General features: G+C 63.2%; 12 protein-coding genes. 8 read left to right on the top strand and 4 right to left on the bottom strand.

Translation table 11 applies throughout. The features are described from left to right. Positions 1-204: 204 nt before the first annotated feature. Positions 205-702 (top strand): hypothetical protein, encoded by a 498-nt coding sequence (locus tag A11A3_RS00060; protein WP_008927204.1) that lies wholly within the window; start codon positions 205-207, stop codon positions 700-702. Further along, positions 702-2,600 (top strand): tetratricopeptide repeat protein, encoded by a 1,899-nt coding sequence (locus A11A3_RS00055; RefSeq protein WP_008927203.1) that lies wholly within the window; start codon positions 702-704, stop codon positions 2,598-2,600. Before A11A3_RS00060 ends, A11A3_RS00055 begins: the two co-directional genes overlap by 1 nt. Here the strand turns inward: A11A3_RS00055 and A11A3_RS00050 are convergent, their stop codons facing one another. The 4 genes from A11A3_RS00050 to A11A3_RS00035 are packed head-to-tail and all read right to left on the bottom strand — an operon-like array spanning position 2,601 to position 8,800. Continuing rightward, positions 2,601-3,560, bottom strand: a complete 960-nt coding sequence (locus A11A3_RS00050; RefSeq protein WP_008927202.1) for an FAD:protein FMN transferase — start codon at positions 3,558-3,560, stop codon at positions 2,601-2,603. Then, positions 3,560-5,149, bottom strand: coding sequence for a hypothetical protein (locus A11A3_RS00045; RefSeq protein WP_008927201.1), 1,590 nt, complete (start codon positions 5,147-5,149; stop codon positions 3,560-3,562). The genes A11A3_RS00050 and A11A3_RS00045 overlap by 1 nt, the downstream gene beginning before the upstream one ends. 9 nt (positions 5,150-5,158) lie before the next feature. Then, complete coding sequence (locus A11A3_RS00040; protein WP_008927200.1) at positions 5,159-7,612, bottom strand: LamG domain-containing protein; 2,454 nt, start codon at positions 7,610-7,612, stop codon at positions 5,159-5,161. Positions 7,613-7,615: 3 nt separating this feature from the next. Next, the gene (locus tag A11A3_RS00035) at positions 7,616-8,800 is read right to left on the bottom strand and encodes a DUF1585 domain-containing protein (protein ID WP_051011717.1); all 1,185 of its coding nucleotides are present in this window, start codon (positions 8,798-8,800) and stop codon (positions 7,616-7,618) included. A gap of 194 nt (positions 8,801-8,994) precedes the next feature. On the opposite strand from A11A3_RS00035, the gene A11A3_RS00030 reads away from it, so the two are divergent. The 6 genes from A11A3_RS00030 (at position 8,995) to A11A3_RS00005 (ending at position 14,886) form a co-directional block, all read left to right on the top strand. Beyond that, positions 8,995-11,622, top strand: a complete 2,628-nt coding sequence (locus tag A11A3_RS00030) for an HzsA-related protein (protein ID WP_237738795.1) — start codon at positions 8,995-8,997, stop codon at positions 11,620-11,622. A gap of 79 nt (positions 11,623-11,701) precedes the next feature. Next, positions 11,702-12,403, top strand: coding sequence for an SH3 domain-containing protein (locus tag A11A3_RS00025; protein WP_008927197.1), 702 nt, complete (start codon positions 11,702-11,704; stop codon positions 12,401-12,403). Next, entirely contained in the window at positions 12,373-13,032 is a 660-nt protein-coding gene (locus A11A3_RS00020) for an outer membrane beta-barrel domain-containing protein (protein ID WP_051011716.1), read from the top strand. The genes A11A3_RS00025 and A11A3_RS00020 overlap by 31 nt, the downstream gene beginning before the upstream one ends. Positions 13,033-13,061: 29 nt before the next feature. Then, positions 13,062-13,547 carry a TlpA family protein disulfide reductase gene (locus A11A3_RS00015; protein WP_008927195.1) on the top strand — a complete coding sequence of 162 codons (486 nt, stop codon included), beginning with the start codon at positions 13,062-13,064 and terminating at the stop codon, positions 13,545-13,547. After that, a complete protein-coding gene (locus A11A3_RS00010) occupies positions 13,547-13,762 on the top strand; it encodes a DUF4266 domain-containing protein (RefSeq protein ID WP_008927194.1) in 216 nt (71 codons plus the stop codon). The genes A11A3_RS00015 and A11A3_RS00010 overlap by 1 nt, the downstream gene beginning before the upstream one ends. Next, entirely contained in the window at positions 13,753-14,886 is a 1,134-nt protein-coding gene (locus tag A11A3_RS00005; RefSeq protein ID WP_008927193.1) for a DUF3570 domain-containing protein, read from the top strand. Before A11A3_RS00010 ends, A11A3_RS00005 begins: the two co-directional genes overlap by 10 nt. The last annotated feature ends 75 nt before the right edge of the window (positions 14,887-14,961 follow it).

Genomic DNA, 14,961 nt, shown 5'->3' with positions numbered 1-14,961 from the left:
CGGATTATGGGGCTCAATAGGCGCCATTTTGGTAGTGTTAACAGGCCCGGTCTATCCATGGTAGCGCGGGATCGTCGGGCTGGGGCATTGGATTCGCGTTCACGGAAAAAGTTTTATCTGTCGCGGCTGTGAACATGACAGCAGTCAGGTCACGGCCGTCGTGTTAGATTCTACGCAAAGAAGAACGGTATTGGGGGTGCGCGCATGCGCCGAGTAGTAGGTCTGCTGCTGATCATGGTGGCGGCGCAGCTTCATGGGGCGGAGCTGGACAAGGATCTGGCCGATTTCAAACGGGATGTTCTTGAGGTCAACAAGCGGCTGCTGCTGCTCGAAGAGGAGCTGCTGTTCCCCGCCGACACCCAGGTGGGGCTCTATGTCTCCCTGGATGTGGGGCACTACTTTGCGCCGGACAGCCTCACCCTGAAAATGGATGGCAAGGTACTGGCTTCCCACCTGTACACCGACAAGGAACTGCGCGCCCTGAAAAACGGCGCCATCCAGCGCCTGGCGCTGGCCAATGTCAAAAACGGCTTCCACGATGTGACCGCCTTTGTCACTGGCATTGGCCCGCAGGGGCGCGAGTTCCGACTCGGCGTGGAGGGGCGCTTCGAGAAGAAGCATGGCCGGCACTTTGTGCAGCTGCACATCGAGGATGACGCGGCCAAGCAACAGCCACGCCTGTACTTCCGCGACTGGCAGTAATGACCATGCTGCGTTTGTGTCTGCTGACGCTGGCCCTGCTGATCACCAGCGTGGCCAGTGCCCGCCTGGATCAACCCGAGCGTATCGAGGAGCCGGCCTACGGCGAGGTGGTGTTCTATTACCTGCAGGGTGACTATTTCGCCGCCCTGACCCGGGCGCAGATGGCCCTGGAGCGGGGCGAGGTACACCGCCACCGTGATGATCTGAAAGTGCTGATCGGTGCCATGTACAGCGCCTATGGCATGCCCGAGGACGCCGAGAAGGTGTTCAGCCAGTTGCTCAGTGGCAGTGTCAGTGAGCCGGTGGCCAAGCGGGCCTGGATTCACCTGGCCGGCCTTTACTACCGCCAGCAGAAGAATCGCCAGGCCCTGGCGCTGCTGGACAGCAAGGTCGGAACCCCGCCGGAGGACCTCAAGGAGGTCTATCTGAGTCTGCGCGCCCGCATTCTGATGCGCCTGGGCCGCTACCAGGAGGCCGCCGAATCCCTGGATGCCTTTGCCGTCAATCATCCACTCAATGCCTACCTGCGCTATAACCTGGCGGTGAGCTGGATCAACGGCGAGCATCCGTCGAAGGGGCAGGCCTGGCTATGGCAGCTGGCCAACATGCCGCCGGGCAATGAGGAGGTCAACGCGGTCAAGGAAAAGGCCATGCTGGCGCTGGCCATTTACATGCTGCGCAGTGACCAGGAAGAGCGGGCCCTTGAACTGCTGCGCAATGCTCGCCTGGATGGCCCCTTCTCCGATATTTCCCTGTTGCTGTATGCCCGGGCGCTGCTGATCGAGCAGCAACCGCGCCAGGCCCTGCCGGTACTGCAGCAACTGGACAAGCTGTCGATCCAGCGCAATACCGTGCAGGAGGCGCAGCTGGCCCTGCCTTATCTTTATCAGGAGCTGGGCGACGAGCCCCGTGCCGCCCAGGCCTACCGTGATGCCCTGCAGCGCTATGATGACCTGCAGCAGTATCTGGTAGCGCTGGAGGGCAAGGTTGCCGCCGGCAGCTGGTTCCGGGATCTGGTCGGCAAGCCGCAATGGACCACCGCCATGGACCCGCTGCCCCACTTCCTGCCCAAGCGGGTGGAAAGCTTTCCGACCTTCTACGAATGGTTTGCCTCACTATCGTTCCAGCATGGTTGGAAGAACTACCACGAACTGCAACGCCAGCAGCATCTTCTACAGCAATGGCAGGGGCGTATGCCGGGCTTGCAGGAACTGGTGGCCGCCCACCAGCGCAAACACGATGACGTGGTACCCCGTGCCCAGGCACTGTTGCAGGATCTCAGTGACCAGGACCTGCAAGGACGGCTGACCCGTTTGCAGCGCCGTTTCGACAAGGCCGTGCAGGATCAGGACCCGGTGCCCTTCGCCACCCCCAAGGAGCGTAAATTGTGGCAGGCTGCCCAGGACGCCGAGCAACACAGCAAGGACTGGGGCGAGAGGACCCGCCCGGACCTGCAGGAAAAACTGGCCTTCGCCAAAGGGGTGCTGCAATGGGACATGCAGCAGGACATCGTCGCCCGCCAGTGGCCTCGCCAGCAGACACTGAACGCACTCAATGACCTGCTGGAAAAAAACCGCCAGCTGCGCTCACGGGTACTGGTGGCCGCCTCCCGCACCCCGCGGCTGGCCTACTATCATCAGGAAATCGACAGCCTCTCTGTCATGCTCGGTGGCCTCATGCAACGTGGCCAGACCCTGCTGGCTCGCCAGCAGAGTCAGCTGGAGGCGTCTGCCGTGGCCCAGGTTGATGCCACCCGAAAACGGTTGCGGGCTTTCTCGGCGGCGGCCTATGAAGGGCTGGCGGACATGCAGAATGCCGCCCTGCGTCAGCGCCCTGATACCGCGCCGTCACAGACCGGGCTGCCCGGTGCCGGTGGTGAGCCGCCGGCATCGAACTGATTACAACCCCTGCAGGTCGTCGGAGTAATGCACCTGGCCCTGGCGATCAATGATGATCGCCGAGGTGTCAGGCAGGCGGTTGATCAGCGCCAGGCCCTTCTTCACGCCCAGCACGAAGACACTGGTGGACAGGGCGTCCGCATCAATGCTGTTGGCACACAGAATGGTGACGCTGGCCAGTTTGCCGGCGCTCTTGCCGGTGCTGGGCGAGATGATGTGATGAATGCGGTGGCCGTTCTGGATGAAGTAGCGCTGGTAATCCCCGGAGGTGGAGATGGCCATGTCGCTCACCGGCAGGCTGATGGCCACCTTGTTGGGGTTGCGCGGATGCTGAATGCCGATTTCCCAGGGCCGTCCCTGGTGGTCCCCCAGTACGTAGCTGTCACCGCCCAGTGACAGGTAGGCATGCTCGATGCCGGCCTGTTTGAGCAGGGCGATGCCCCGGTCGATGGTGTACCCCTTGGCGATGCCACCCAGATCAATCAGCGTGCCCTTGCCGTGAAAACGCACCTTGTCCGGTGCAATCAGTTCGATGCGGTTGGCGCCGATATAGCGCCGCGCCGCTTCCAGGGTCTGCGCGTCCGGGGCCTTGCCCTCACGGTAATCGTACAGGTGTCCGACACTGGCAAAGGTGATATCGAAGGCGCCGCCGGTGAGCCGGTAATAATGCAGTGAGCGTTCCAGCAGGCGGTAGAACTCCGGGCTGATGGTCTGTACCTGCTCAGCGGCATGGGCGTTGACCCGGGCCAACTCGCTGCTTTCGATCCAGGGAGACAGCAGGCGGTTGAGCCGTGTCATTTCCTGCTTGAGCTGCTCGAACAGGGGTGCCGCGTCCTGCTCGGACCACAGGGTGATGCTGGCGCGGGTGCCCATCACATCCCATTGTTCCTGCTGCCAGCGCGCCTGGGCCGGTAAGGATAAAGCCAGCAGCACGAACAGGGGGATGAGGCGGAACAGCATCAGGTCAGGGTACCGTTAACGATGGGTTGGAAGGCGGCCAGCCGTTCCAGTGAGTCGGCATTCCCCAGGCTGTGATTGGGGAAGGTGGACGAGAACTGGCCCAGCTGGTCGTGCAGTGCCATGTAGTTTAGCCACACGGTCTGTGCCAGCAAGTTCACATTGTTGGCCGCCGGCGTGCCGGCGGTTTCCACCGAGGCGTCACTGCGCATCCAGCCCAGTTGCTGGTGCTGATCGGCACTGCTGCCGTTGCTGTTTAGGGCCGGGCGACCATTGGGGTTATAGACCAGGAAGAAGGAGGCGGCGGTGGAAGAATTGTCGCCGGTCCATTCGCCCTTGCCGCGCCCGTTCACCGAATCATCGATGCGGCCATTGCTGGCCACCGAGCCGTCGCTGAAGACATACAGCATCAGCGGCATGCCCCGGCGGCGGGCATATTCCAGGCAGGCGCCCATGCAGCGCCCGGCGCGCAGGTCCCGCTGTTCGCCGGTGGCCCGGTCGCCGGTGTGGTAATCAAAGCCGCCCATGGAAATGCAGCCGGCCCCGGCGTAGCCATTGATCACCAGCTTCATGATGGAGGCGGTTTTCTCGAATTCCCGATCATTGATTTCCGAGGACGAGAAAATGCCGCCGGGACCGACGATGTCGGCATCCAGCATCGGATTCAGGGTAGCCGGGTCGCCGTAGCGGTCGGTGATATCCGCCGCTTCCACATAGCCGCAGCGCAGCAGGTTGCGCAGGTTGTCGCGGCGGTTGCTGTCAGTCAGGCCGCTGTTCAGGCGGTCAATGCGCTTGTGGCTGATACGGGCGATGGATTCCATCACCGCCACCGCATCCTCCTGATCGAGCAGGCCCACCAGCTTGCCGGTGTCCACCAGGCCGGTCACGTCGCTGGCCCGATCCACCTTGGTGGGCCGGGCGGAGGCGATGATGGAGCTGTCCGGCGACATGGAGTTGCCACCGGAAACACTGCTTCGTGAACCGATCAGCGACAGCAATTCGCCATCGGCGCCGGCGCTGAAAATACCGTACAGCGGGTTATGCGGGTTGTTGGCCGTATCGTTTTCCGAGCGTGCCGGAATCACGCAGCCATTGGTGTTGGCCATGGCCGCGGCGGCCTTTTCACGGATGCCGCGCAGGAAGGCCGAATCACTGTGAAAGGCCAGCCCCAGGTCCCGGTTGACGGTGGACGGGTCACTGCTGGGGGCCTGGCTACCGGGCAGACCCAGCTTGGAATAACCGCCGGCGGAGAGAAAGTCTTCCTGCCCGCCCTGGCCGCCGACCAGCACATTGGAGCCGGCAATATTGGCGCCACCGGCCAGGTCGAAACAGATGAAGGGGATCTTGCCGGCGCCGGCGGCCATGATGCCGCAATCGCTCTTCAGCCCGTCCAGGTCCGATGACAGGGCCGCCATGGCCTCACGGGGATTACTGAACAGGCCGAACAACCCCAGGCTGCCAAAGGCGGCGCCGGAAATCAGGCCGCGGCCGAGCATTTCCCGGCGGCTGATGGCTTTGCCGTGGCCCAGCCCGGTGAGAGGCTCATCCGGGTGCAGGGCGCGCTGACGTTTTCTGAAATGATGGCGTTTCATGATGGCCCCCTATTGAAACAGCATGGTGGCGCTGCCGAGCATGGCAGCACAGGCGGCCTTGGTGGCCGTGGCGGTACGTTCGACACAGTCGCCGGCGCTGCACTGCGTCAGGTTGGTATCGAACAGCAGGTGCTCCAGCTCGCCTTCCACATCGGTGCGGTTGGGCTGGTGCGCCTGGCCATTGCCGACCATGCGTTCATAAAGCGGTGAGATTACCCGGTCACGCCATTGCTGCTGGCTGAGAGTCTCGACGCTCTGGCTGTAGTTCATGTCGGTGAACAGCGGCGTTACGCGGCTGTCACCGGTGCGTTCGGCCTCCACCAGCGCGTTGCAGTATTCAATGGCGAGCTGCGCCACGCCCACCTGCTGGGCGGTGAGGAAGGCTTCCATATTTTCCTCGCTGGGCAGCTGGGCTCGCAGGGTGCTGTAGGTGCCGGGTACGTCGCCGTAGCTTTCCGGCACGCCGGTCAGGCGGCTCATGGTGGCGTTGATTTCGGCAAAGGTGCGCAGCCCTTCCAGTGGCTGCTGGCCATAGGTGGCCGGCTGCAACGGCAGTGGCTGGGGCTCGGTGTAGACGTGGCTGTGACTGCCCAGTTGATCAAAGGACAGGAAGAACTCGTCGTTGCCTTCCTGTTCCACCGGCAGCAGCGTGCCCAGGCGGGACAGGGTCTGGCCCTGTTCGCTATAGCCATCGCCGCCCAGCTGGGTATTGAGCCGGGCATAGGATTGCGCCACCTGCGGTACCTTGCCGTTGATGCCCAGGCGCAGCCCCTTCATGGCCACCTGCTGGCTGATCGTGTCCTGCTTCAGGTTGATGAAGTAGGGGGCATTGAACAGATAGCTGTAGTTATCGAAGCGGGACACCTCGAAGACAATGTAGGCGCCGTCCTGGTTGATCAGGTCACCGATGTAGAAGGGCAGGTAGTAGCGCTCGCCCACGCCGGCGTCGAAGTTGGTCTGGATCTGCTCGGCGCTGAGGGCCCGGTTATGGATGGCCAGAAAACGAATGACCCCTTGCCAGGGGCGATCACCGGAAGCCTCGTTGCCGAGCACCAGGGCGAAGGTGTCGTCCCAGTTGTTGAGCAGGCCCGGGCTGCTCGGGTCCAGGTCGCCGGTGAACTGGCCGTTGATGTACAGGCGCCGGCCGTTGACCGCGTCATAGGTGGCGACCACGTGTTGCAGGCTGGCCTGCAGACCGTCGTCGCTGGTTTCCAGGGCCGGCTCGCCATTGGCGTCATCGACCCCGTCGATACGCTGGAACAGGGCATAGTTGGCGCCGTCCTGGGCCAGTGTCAGGTTGCGCGCGGTGGTGCCGGCGGAATAGCTGACGATGTTGGCATCGCTCTGGCCGGTGCTGGCGGGGACCAGCCAGGCCTCCAGGGTGTACTCGCCGGTGGCGGTGATAAGCTGGCGCAGTTTCTGGCTGGTGGCGGTGCTGCCCTGGGCCTTGCCATCATTGATGCGGATGCCCCAGCCACCTTCCCAGGCCACATCGCCGCTCAGTTGCAGGTTGATGGCCGGGTCCACGCCGGAGGTGTCGTAGGCGGTCAGGCCTTCGCCGGTGCGGAATTCGTAGCGGGCAATCACGTTGTTGTCATAGCGCCCGCCGCCGGCGGCCAGGGTGCCATCGTCAATCTGCAGGGCCTTGCTCAGCACCAGGGCGGCATCCGGCGCGGTGGCGCTGATGCCGTTGGCCATCTCGGTGATCTTGTCTTCCATTACCTGGGCATCGTGGGCGCAGTCATCGGTCCAGCAGTTATGGTTGTCCTCGGCCAGCCGTTCCACCAGCCGGCTCAGGGCCGGGCTGTTCATGTCGATCTTGCTCTGCGCGGCGGTGTAGGCCTCGCTGACATCATCGGAGGCAAAGTAGGGCGATTGCGGCGTGTCCGCATCGCGCTGGTGGCAGTCACTGCAGAAAGCGTCCAGCACCGGGTAGACGGTGCTTTCGAACAGGCTCGGGTCCGCCGGGAAGTTCTTGCTGCTGCCGGCATCCTTGATCGGCGGCGTTTGCAGTTCGGTGGTGCCGCCCCCGCCGGACAGGCTCTGGCCGGCCCAGGCGCTGATCCAGGTGCTGATCAGATCGGCGCATACCTGCGGGTCGGTTTCCCAGCAGTTATGACCGCCGGCCACTTTCTGCACCATGCGCGAGGCGGTGGGGCGTTCCAGGTCCACCAGCGGGTTGGCAGCGCTGTAGGCGTCATTGATGTCGCCGGTCTGCACAAAGGCCGGTGTCTGCTGGCGGTGGCAGCCGCCGCAACGCTGTTCGCTGACCAGGTTGTTCCACAGATTGATCTTGAACGCGGACACGTCGTTGGTCTTGGGCGCCGGGCCGCTGTAGGTAACGGCCTGATCGCCGTTGTTGTCGGGTCGATTGCTGACGGTGGCCGCGCCACTGTCGCTGCCGCCACAGCCGGTCAGGGCCAGAGCGAACAGTGCGGGGATAAAGAGCGTGCGTTTGATCATGCCTCAGTCCCCCATGCAGTAAACCGCCGCATCGGCAAACAGCGTCTTCATGCGGTAGTTGTCGTTACGGAAATGACTGGTCATCTGCGTCAGCTCGTTGCTGTCGGCGGAATCCGCCGGTTTGCGCAGGCAGACGGCGCGGAACACTTTTTGTGCCTGGCAGCTGGCAAAGGCGTCGCTGTGGGACAGCTCACGGCCCAGATCCGCAGCGCTGTCGCCGCTGCCGGGCAGGGAGCTGTCCCAGCCCAGGTTGGCATTGGGGCCGGTGCGCCAGTAGTTGTCCCAGTGGTTGTCCAGAGTAATGTAGCCGGCCGGAAAGTTGGTGCTGTTGATCAGGTACTTGCCCTGAACCCGGGTACCGGTGTCGGCATCCACACCGGTGTTGTAGACCATGCGGCCGCCGTTACCGTCCTGATCGCCCTGCCAGTCATAGTAGGCAAAGGCCTGGGCCAGCGGGTCCATGCCGCTGTGGCAACCAATGCAGCTGTTGCGAAAGATGCGGCTGTCGCCACCCGGACTGCGGCTGACATCCTGGCGAATCCGGTCGGAGGGGCGAGTGGTGTCCTTGACCTGCTCCAGGTCCCGGCACAGGTGGTTGATCAAGGTGAAGCGGATCATCGCCCGGTTGGTGCCGGCATAGAAAAAGGCGCGGGCAGCGGCGCGGGTGGTCAGCACGCCGGAAACGGCCTCGGCGGGGGTGCCGTAGGTGGAAACCTGGCTGCGCGCTACCAGCACGCTCTTAAGGTTGGCGTGGTTGTCTTCCAGGGCCTGGTAATGGGCATTGCTGCTGGCCGAGGGCGCGGGGGCGCCGCTGCTGCCGTTGCCCACGTACAGCAGGTCATCGGAGAGAATGCGGCGGAAATCCACATCATCGCGAATGGCGCCGATCACCGTGGCGGTGTAGTCGTTGAGCGGCGCGAACACGTCCTGTTCCTCGTTGGTCCAGGGCGTGGCGAACAGTTTCAGGGTGACGTTGTAGAAGGCCGGGTCGTCCATGGCCATTTCCGCCGCCTGAGCTGCCTGGTTGCCGTCGATCAGTGCTGCCATGGAATCCAGTGTGGCAGCGTCCGCGGGTACCCCCGCCAGCCGGTTGTGCAGGCGCTGGGCCTGGTCGCGGCTGTTGGCCGTGGCCTGTGTCGCCGTGCCCAGGGCGAGCGCGATGACCAGCATCCCCCTTATGCAAATCATGACCTTGTCCTTGTTCTGTTTTGGTAACCGGCCCCTTACCCCCGGGCCAAAGACACCATTATGTCGTTAGAATTGCTCCCTTACCGTTGAGTATTGTCACCGAGATAGTCTGTCGGCCTCTGTGATGTATCGCCCAGAAGTATTAGGCACTATGCGTGATACTGGGCAAAAGGGATCAATAAACGGATAAACGGGTGAAAACAATCATAATGCCCGGGCTGCTGTTGCTCATGCTGTGGGGGCTGAGTGCCTGCGGTGGCCTGGATGGGGGAGAACAACAGCAGGATCCCACCGTCACTGACATTCCTGTGGCTTATGTGCAGCGCGCGCTGCCCCGGGACCAGGATGGCCAGCTGATGGTCGATGACCTGCAGCAACCGGCGGCCTTTCAGGCCGGCGCCCGGTTGATGGTGCGTGACTTTGCCTCGCCCCGTGCTGAACCCCGTGATATTTCCACCGCCCTGCTGGGCGCCGGCCACGATATCCGTGACCTGTCACTGAGCAGCGATGGCCAGCGCCTGCTGTTTGCCGCCCGGGCCCCGGCTATCGAGGATGCCGACGAGGATGAGCAGCCCACCTGGAACCTGTGGGAATATGATTTCAGCGCCGGCCAGGCCCGCCGCCTGATCAGCAGTGATCTGGTGGCCGAGGAAGGTCAGGACCGCTTCCCCCGTTATCTGCCCGATGGGCGCATCGTTTTTGCCTCCACCCGCCAGCGCCAGGCCAGGGCCCGCCTGCTGGACGAGGGCAAGCCGCAATTCACGCCCCTGGCCGAGGACCGTGATACCCCGGCTTTTGCCCTGCATGTGATGAATGCCGATGGCAGCGACATTCAGCAGATCACCTTCAATGTCAGTCACGACCTGGCGCCACTGGTGGCCCCGGACGGCCGTATCGTCTTCCTGCGCTGGGAGCACAAGGATGGCCGCAACCGCTTTGACCTTTACCGGGTCAACCCGGATGGCAGCCAGGTGGAACCGCTCTACGGTGCGCAAAGCCATGATGCCGGCGAGGATCAACCGGAGCGGCAATTCCTGCCAATCACCTTTATGGATGACGGCCGCCTGCTGGTAGCTACCCGGCCCCGGGAAAGCCGGACCGCAGCCATGCTGCCGGTAGCCATCGATGTGGACCATTTCATCGATCGTGACCGCCCGCTCTATAACGCGGTGGCCGGGCAGGCGGAGCAGTCCCTGCCGGGGCCGGCGGTCAGTTACCTGCAAACCGTGTCCCGCGGCGGACGCATGGCGGCCCTGCGACCCATGGGCGATGGCTCCGGTCGTTACCTGATGGCCTGGTCGCCCTGTCGTATGGAAGACGGCGACACGTTGCTGGCCTGTACCGACGACAATCTGCAGCAGGATCTGGAAGAGGCGCCGCCGGCTTTCGGGCTGTGGATTCTGGACCCGTCCGATGGCACCCAGCTGCCGGTGGTGGCGCCCAGGGACGGCGTCTGGATCACCGATGTGGCGGTGGCCGCACCCACCACCCTGCCGGCGCAGGGCCCGCAGGGGCAGATCGATGACAACCTGGCGGACGACAACCTGGCCGAGATCAACATCCGCAGCGTCTACGATTTCGGCGATCGCTTTGATCCGCTCACTACGCCACCGGCCGGGGCCGGCACCCTGGAAACCTTCCGTGACCCGTCGCGGGTGAGCCCGGATGAACGCCGGGTGCGTTTCCTGCGTATCACCAAGGGCGTGCTGATTCCCGGTGACGAGGTGCTGGATCTGCGCGGCGCCGATTTTGGCCGGGCTGCCAATTTCGGCATGCGCGAGATCGTCGGCTATGTGCCGGTGGAGCCGGATGGTTCCGTGCGCGCCGTGGTGCCCGCCAATGCGCCCGTCGGCTTGCAGCTGGTGGATGCCACCGGCAAGGCGGTCTATACCCGCCATACGGCCTGGCTGACCCTGCGCCCCGGCGAGCAACGCCAGTGCACCGGTTGTCACCAGAGCGGCAGCGACGTGGTTCACGGCCGCGCCAGCGGCGAGCCCCCCAGTATCAACGCCGGGGCGCCGCTGACCGGTTCGCCGTTTCCGAATACCCGCAGCGACGTGGTCAGCTTTGCCGATGCCGGGGAAACCATGGCCGAGGCGCTGACCCGGCTGCAGCCGGAGCGGCGTTTGCCCAATATCAACATGCAGGCCTTCGACGCCTGGACCGACCCGGCACCGGACCCGGCCACCGAGCTGGCCCTGGACTACGCCGACCTGAACACCGACGCGCCCGCCGATGCCGCCTGCCAGCAGCAATGGCAGCCGGAGTGCCGCATCGTGATTCATTATCAGGATCATATTCAGCCGATCTGGGATCTGCCCCGCCAGGCGGACGTGGGTGGGGTGATGGAGGATGTGACCTGCTCGTCCTGCCATAACCGCCGCGATGCCGCCAATGCCCTGCAGGTGCCGCCGGCCCAGTTGGAGCTGACGGGCGATCCGTCTCCGGAACAGACCGCCCAGCCGGTCAGCTACCGGGAGCTGCTGTTCAACGATAACGAACTGGAACTGGTGGACGGTGCCCTGGTGGACCGGCTGGAAGTGGTGCTTGATGACCAGGGGCAGGTGGTCTACCAGACCGATGATGATGGTGAGCCGGTGCTCGACAACAATGGCGATCCGATTCCGGTCACCCGGACGGTGCCGGTCAATGCCGTGCTGCGGGCCGGGCGGGCCCGGGATTCGCAGGCCTTTTTCAGTCTGTTTGAGGACGGTGGCAGCCACCAGGGCTGGTTGAGCCCGCAGGAACTGCGGTTGCTGGCGGAATGGATTGACCTGGGCGCCCAGCTCTATAACGATCCGTTCCGGGTACCACAAAACTGACCGTGCCATGCCAGTGGCGTGGCACGGCACAATAAAGGGGGAGACGCACCCGGTGCGCCTTGTAGTTGGACTCTTTTTGATGGCCTGGTTGCTGACCGGGCAGGCACTGGCGGACGCCCTGCAGGTAAAGGTGGCCGAGCCCTATGTGGAGATCCACACCGGGCCCGGTCGCGGCTACCCGGTGTTCCATGTGGTGGAACGTCACGCGCCGCTGACCCTGATCCGAGAGCGGGCGGGCTGGGTGCAAGTGCATACTCCGCGAGGTCGCACCGGCTGGGTGCCCCGCGATGCCCTGGCCTTGACGCTGGATGGCACCGGCCAGGCGCCGGTCATGGAAGACGGCCTCAAGCGATTCAATGGCGGGCAGTGGCAGCTGTCGGTGCTGATGGGGGAGCTGGAAGGCGCCCGTTCCCTGTCGGCCGCGGCCGGCTACCAGTTCACCGATAATCTGCTGGCGGAGGTCATGTTCAGCCAGGCCAGCGGCCCCTATGCCAACAACCGGCTGCTGGATATCAATGTGCAGCATCAGCTGTTTCCGCAGTGGCGTGTCTCGCCCTACGTGATGCTTGGCACCGGCAAGATTCATATCGAACCGCGCGCCACCCTGGTGCAGCCGGACAACCGCGACGAGCGGCTGGTGCATGTGGGCGGTGGCGTGCGGATTGGGCTGTCGCGGGGCTTTGTGCTGCGTGCGGAATACCGAAACTATGTGCTCTTCACCCAGGAAGACGACAACCGGAATCTGGAAGAATGGAAACTCGGATTTGCCGTGCTGTTCTGACAGCACTGCTATTGCTGCCCGTGGCCGGGCAGGCCGCCGATGATGGCGCTGTCAACGTGCGTGATGCCGATGCCGGCAGCGTGCTGGACCCGCGTATCGAACGGCGACGTATCCACGAGGCGGACATCGACACCGAAAATTTCGAGGTGGGTGCCTATGCCGGCGTGCTGGCCATCGATAATTTCAGCAGTGAGCCGCTGGTCGGCCTGCGGCTGGGCTACCACATCAACGAGGATGTGTTTCTGGAGGCCCAGGCGTCCATGAGCAAGGCCGGTGATACCAGCTTCGAAAAGCTCAATGCCGGCGTGCAGCTGCTCACCGATGATCAGCGTGAATACCGGGCCTATGAGGCGGCGGTGGGTTACAACCTGCTGCCCGGGGAAGCCTTTTTCGGGGATGGTCGTGCCTTCAATACCAGCCTTTACCTGATTGGCGGCGCCGGCGTCACCGACTTTGCCGGTGACCAGCGCTTTACCCTCAACCTGGGGGCGGGCTACCGGGTGCTGATGAACGACTGGTTGAGTCTGCGCCTGGACATGCGTGACCACATCTTTGATCTGGATACCTTTGGCAGCAACGACACCACACACAATCTGGAACTCAGCCTGGGCCTGGGGGCCTTTTTCTGAACCGGGCGAAAACAACAAAAGGGGGAATCATGAAGAAAACACTGTCTGCTCTGATACTTTGCGTGCTGGCGCTGGTGGCCGGCCCGACCCTGGCCGCCGACACCGCACCGGATTTCACCCTCAAGGCGCGCAGCGGTGACAACATCAGACTCAACGAACTGCGCGGCACCGTGATTCTGGTGAATTTCTGGGCCTCCTGGTGTGGACCCTGCCGCACGGAAATGCCGTTGCTGGACAAGCTCTATCAGCAATACCGGGATTACGGCTTCACCGTGCTGGGCGTCAATCTGGACGAAAACCGCGACCAGGCCGAGCAGCTGCTGGCCAATGTGCCGGTGACCTTCCCGGTATTGTTCGACCCGGACAACAGCACCAGCGAGAGTTACCAGGTGGATGCCATGCCCACCACCGTGCTGATTGATCGTAACGGCACCATCCGTTACCACCATCGTGGCTACAAGGACGGCTACATGGACAAATACGAACAGGAAGTGAAGGAACTGGTGCTGGAATAATGCGCACGCTGCAACTGTTGCTGATGGCCCTGCTGCTCAGTGGCTGCGCCATCAAGCCCTGGCTGAAACCCTATGAACGGGCCCGTCTGGCAGACCCGGTCATGAATGTGTCCGCCAACCCCATTGCCGAGCAATACATTGACCACGTGCACGAAGCGCGTGAGTCCATGCGCGGGGCGGAAGGCTCCGCCGGGGGAGGGTGCGGATGCAGCTGATGGCCTGGCGAGCGGTTATCGTTGTCGGCGCGCTGTGGCTGGCCGGTGCTGCCTCGGCGGCGGTGTTGCCCGAAGACCGACTGGATGTGATGCGCCATGACTATGATGGCGGTGGCATGGAGATCAAGGGGCCGTCGGTGCTGGTGCGCAAGTCCTTTGCCGACAAGGTATCGGTGCACGCCAACTACTATGTGGATCAGGTGTCGTCCGCCTCCATCGACGTGATCACCAGCGCCAGCCCCTACAGTGAAGAGCGGCGCGAAAAGAGCCTGGGATTCGACTATCTGTACGGTAAATCGATCTATTCGATCACCTACGGCAACAGCCAGGAAAATGATTACGAAGCCAATACCCTGAATGTGGATGTGAGCCAGGACTTCTTCGGCGACCTGACCACCTTCAGTCTGGGGTACTCGCGGGGCTGGGACCAAGTGCGCCGCACCGGTGACCCGACCTTCAACGAGGATACCGACCGCCAGTCCTTTCGCCTTGGCGTCACTCAGGTGCTGACCCGGGACCTGCTGCTAAGCGTGGCCCACGAGCTGATCACCGATGAGGGCTATCTGAACAATCCCTACCGGTCGGTGCGTTATCTGACGTCCTCCAGCTCCTACAGCTACCAAGCCGAACGCTACCCGCGTACCCGTACCAGCGAGGCAACCACCCTGCGGTTGTCCTACTTCCTGCCCTGGCGGGCCGGCCTGCACGGCGAATACCGTTTCTTCAATGATTCCTGGGGCGTGGAGGCCAACAGCTGGCAGCTGAAGCTGGTCCAGCCCATCGGCCAGCGCTGGACGGTGGAAACCCGTTACCGGGCCTACCAGCAGGGCCAGGCGGATTTTTATGCGGACCTGTTCCCCTACAAGGACGCCCAGAACTTTCTGGCCCGGGACAAGGAACTCAGTGATTTCGATTCCACCGTCATGGGCGTGGGGCTGGGCTTCCAGTTTGGTCGTCACCGCTGGACCCATGTGGAAAGGGCCGGCCTGCACCTGTGGGTGGATCGCTTCAGCTTCGACTACAACAACTTCCGCGACCTGCGGGTGCAGACCACGCCGGGCACCGAACCGCTCTACGGTTTTGATGCCACGGTAACGCGACTGCTGTTTACGGTGTGGTATTAAGGAACCTCTCAAAAACCCCTTACACGCTCAGGCTTTCAGGCTGGTTTGTAGTGGTCAACTAATACCGGACAGTGA

The sequence above is a fragment of the Alcanivorax hongdengensis A-11-3 genome, assembly GCF_000300995.1.
GTDB classification, from domain to species: Bacteria; Pseudomonadota; Gammaproteobacteria; order Pseudomonadales; family Alcanivoracaceae; genus Alcanivorax; species Alcanivorax hongdengensis.
This window is presented reverse-complemented; position numbering and strand designations above follow the sequence as displayed.

Bases quoted from the DNA above. Each gene is read 5' to 3' on its own strand.
- A11A3_RS00060 (WP_008927204.1), top strand. From the start codon at position 205: ATGCGCCGAGTAGTAGGTCTGCTGCTGATCATGGTGGCGGCGCAGCTT.
- A11A3_RS00055 (WP_008927203.1), top strand. From the start codon at position 702: ATGACCATGCTGCGTTTGTGTCTGCTGACGCTGGCCCTGCTGATCACC.
- A11A3_RS00050 (WP_008927202.1), bottom strand. From the start codon at position 3,560: ATGCTGTTCCGCCTCATCCCCCTGTTCGTGCTGCTGGCTTTATCCTTA.
- A11A3_RS00045 (WP_008927201.1), bottom strand. From the start codon at position 5,149: ATGAAACGCCATCATTTCAGAAAACGTCAGCGCGCCCTGCACCCGGAT.
- A11A3_RS00040 (WP_008927200.1), bottom strand. From the start codon at position 7,612: ATGATCAAACGCACGCTCTTTATCCCCGCACTGTTCGCTCTGGCCCTG.
- A11A3_RS00035 (WP_051011717.1), bottom strand. From the start codon at position 8,800: ATGATTTGCATAAGGGGGATGCTGGTCATCGCGCTCGCCCTGGGCACG.
- A11A3_RS00025 (WP_008927197.1), top strand. From the start codon at position 11,702: ATGGCCTGGTTGCTGACCGGGCAGGCACTGGCGGACGCCCTGCAGGTA.
- A11A3_RS00020 (WP_051011716.1), top strand. From the start codon at position 12,373: ATGGAAACTCGGATTTGCCGTGCTGTTCTGACAGCACTGCTATTGCTG.
- A11A3_RS00015 (WP_008927195.1), top strand. From the start codon at position 13,062: ATGAAGAAAACACTGTCTGCTCTGATACTTTGCGTGCTGGCGCTGGTG.
- A11A3_RS00010 (WP_008927194.1), top strand. From the start codon at position 13,547: ATGCGCACGCTGCAACTGTTGCTGATGGCCCTGCTGCTCAGTGGCTGC.
- A11A3_RS00005 (WP_008927193.1), top strand. From the start codon at position 13,753: ATGCAGCTGATGGCCTGGCGAGCGGTTATCGTTGTCGGCGCGCTGTGG.